The sequence below is a fragment of the Methylobacterium sp. genome, from assembly GCF_019750675.1.
Taxonomy (GTDB): Bacteria; Pseudomonadota; Alphaproteobacteria; order Rhizobiales; family Beijerinckiaceae; genus Methylobacterium.
The window spans coordinates 1-3,071 of sequence record NZ_JAIEOF010000158.1; the positions used below are offsets into that span (position 1 = coordinate 1).

Annotated in this window: 2 protein-coding genes; both read right to left on the reverse strand. The window is 73.2% G+C overall.

Annotated elements, in window-relative coordinates; all coding sequences use genetic code 11:
• A partial coding sequence (locus K2X24_RS08455) for an HlyD family type I secretion periplasmic adaptor subunit (RefSeq protein WP_292496733.1) occupies window positions 1-1,325 on the reverse strand: 1,325 nt, incomplete at its 3' end.
• A complete protein-coding gene (locus K2X24_RS08460) occupies window positions 1,325-3,049 on the reverse strand; it encodes a type I secretion system permease/ATPase (RefSeq protein WP_292496735.1) in 1,725 nt (574 codons plus the stop codon). The genes K2X24_RS08460 and K2X24_RS08455, both read right to left, overlap by 1 nt.
• Window positions 3,050-3,071: the final 22 nt, after the last annotated feature.

Consider the following 3,071-nt stretch of genomic DNA (forward strand, 5'->3'; position numbering starts at 1 on the left):
GCGATCTGATCGGAGAGGGGTTTGACGAGGTAGCTGAGCACGGATCGGTCGCCGAGCTGCATGAAGCTTTCCACCGGCATGCCGGGCACGAGGCGGGCGGCCCCCAAGCGCTGGCGCTGGTCGTCGGGCACGCGGATGCGGGCGGTGTAGTAGCTCAATCCCGTCTTCGGGTCGGTGGTGACGTCGGCCGAGACGCGGCTGACCACCCCGTCGATCTCCGGGGTGACGCGCTGGTTGAAGGCCGGGAAGCGTAAGGTGGCCGCCTGGTCGAGGCGGACGTTGTCGATGTCCTGGGGCTGGATCTTGACCTCGACGGCGAGCTGGTCGGCCTCCGGCACGATCAGCATGGCGGGCTCGGCCGGGGTCACCAGCCCGCCGACCGTGTGCACGCTCATCTGGTGGACGACGCCGGCTTGCGGGCTGCGCATCTCGACGCGCTTCAGCTGGTCCTCGGCCGCCACGCGCTTCTCGCGGTACTCCGACCATTTGCCCCGGATCTCGGCCAAGTCCTTGCCGGTCTCGGTGCGCATGTCGCCGTCGATCTGCAGGATCTGCAGCTCGGTCTCGGCGATCTTGCCCCGCGCCGAGGCGGTGGCGGCCACGAGCTGGCCGCGCTCGCCGTCGAGGCGGGCGGCGTCCCGCTCCAGGGCGTTGACGCGGGCGAGCGGCACGAGGTTCTTGGCGTAGAGCCCGCGCACGCCCTCGAGCTCGCCGGTGATGAAGCCGACCTCGCGGGCTTTCGCCGCGACCTGCTCGGTCAGGCCCTTGATCTCCTCGCGCAGCTGCAGGACGCGCTCGCGCAGCTGCGCCTTCTGGCCCTCGCGGGCGGCCACGCGGGAGGCAAACAGCCGGCTCTCGCCCTCGATCAGGTGGGCGACCCCCGGGTCGGCGTCGCGCCGCGCCAGGAGCTCGGGCGGGAAGGTGACGGCGGCGGCCCCGTCGCGCTCGGCCTCGTCGCGGGCACGCCGCGCGGCGAGCTCGTCCATGGCCTTGAGGACGATGTCGAGGTTGGCCCGCACCTGGGTCTCGTCGAGGCGGATGAGCACGTCGCCGGCTCGCACCCGGGCGCCCTCGCGCACCAGCAGTTCGCCCACCACCCCGCCGGTGGGGTGCTGGACCTTCTTGACGTCGGACTCGACCACGAGCTGGCCCGGCGCGATCACCGCGCCCGAGATCTGGGTGAAGGTCGCCCAGCCCCCGACCCCGACGACGAGGAGTACGCCGAGGCCGAGGCTCAGCGCGAGGTGGCGGCGGATCGAGCCCTGGGCGGTGGGGCGCGGGCCGGCCAGCGCGGGAAGAACGGTGGGATCGAGGGCGATGGCCATCAGGCGCGCTCCTGCAGGGCGGTGGGGGGCGTCGGCACGGAGGCCGGGCGCAGGACGCGCTTCAGGACCTCGTCCTTGGGGCCGAAGGCCTGGGCGCGGCCGTCGGCCATCATCAGGATGAGGTCGAGGGCGGCGAGCGCGGAAGGCCGGTGGGCGATGACGATGCAGATGCCCCCGCGCCGGCGGACCCCGAGGATCGCCCCCGTGAGGGCGTGCTCGCCCTCGGCGTCGAGGTTGGCGTTGGGCTCGTCGAGGACGACGAGGAAGGGGTCGCCGTAGAGGGCGCGGGCCAGGCCGATGCGCTGGCGCTGGCCGGCGGACAGCCCCGCCCCGCCCTCGCCGATGCGGGTGTCGTAGCCCTCCGAGAGGCGTAAGATGAGGTCGTGCACGCCGGCCGCGCGGGCGGCGGCGATCACCGCCTCCGGGGTGGCGGCCGGATCGAAGCGGGCGATGTTCTGCGCGACGGTGCCGGCGAACAGCTCGATCTCCTGGGGCAGGAAGCCGAGATGGGGCCCGAGGTCGTCGGCCGACCACTGGTCCAGCGCCGCCCCGTCGAGGCGGACCTTGCCGCGCACCGCCGGCCAGACGCCGATGAGGGCCCGCACCAGGCTCGACTTGCCCGAGGCCGAGGGGCCGATGACGCCTAAGCCCTGGCCGGCCTGGAGGACGAAGCTCACGTCCTGGACCACGAGGCGCTGGGTGCCGGGGGGGGCCACGCCGATGCCCTCGACCTGGAGGGAGCGGCAGGGCGCCGGCAGGGCGTGGGGCTGGGCCGGTGCCGGCATGCGGGCGAAGAGCTCGGAGAGGCGGGCCCAGGACTGGCGGGCCTGGACGAAGCCCTTCCAGTTGGCGATGGCGAGTTCGGCCGGGGCCAGCGCGCGGGCGACCAGGATGGAGGACGCGATGATGATGCCGGCACTGGCCTGGCCGTTGATGACGAGGTAGGCGCCGAGCGCCAGCACGCCCGATTGCAGGGCCATGCGGAAGACCTTGGATGCGGCGCCGTAGCCGCCGGCGATGTCGGAGGCGCGCTGCTGGGCCTGGCGGTAGTCGCCGTTGGCGAGCCCCCAGCGGTCGGCAAAGCGCGCCTGCATGCCGAGTGCCGCCAGCACCTCGGCGTTGCGGCGCCCGGCTTCCGCCAGGCCGTTGCGGCGCAGGCCGTGGCCGGTGGCGGTCTGGGCGGGGTCGCGGGTGGCCCGGTCGGTGAGGAGGCCGAGCGTCGCCAGCACCCCGGCGCCCACCAGCGCCGCGACCCCGATGAGGGGATGGAACAGGAAGCAGATGGCGAGGTAGACCGGCATCCAGGGCAGGTCGAAGAAGGCGCCGGGCCCGCTGCCGCCGAGGAAGCTGCGCAGGGCATCGAGGTCGCGCAAGGGCAGCAGCCCGTCGCCCGGTGCCGCGCCCTTGAGGGGCGCCCGCACCACGATGTCGAAGACGCGCCCGCTCAAGGATTCGTCGAGGGCGGCGCCGACCCGGGCGAGCACGCGGGCGCGCAGGGTCTCGAGCATCCCCTGGAAGCCGTAGAGCACCAGGGCGAGCACGCACAAGCCCACGAGGGTGGGCACGGAGCGGCTCGGGATGACGCGGTCGTAGACCTCGAGCATGAAGAACGAGCCCGTGAGGTAGAGCACGTTCACCAGCCCGCTCATCAGGGCCACCCCGATGAACGCCGTCCGGCACTGCGCGAGCGCCGAGACCAGCTCGACCGAATTGCGACCTCGCATCACCACAACCTTTTCCAAACTC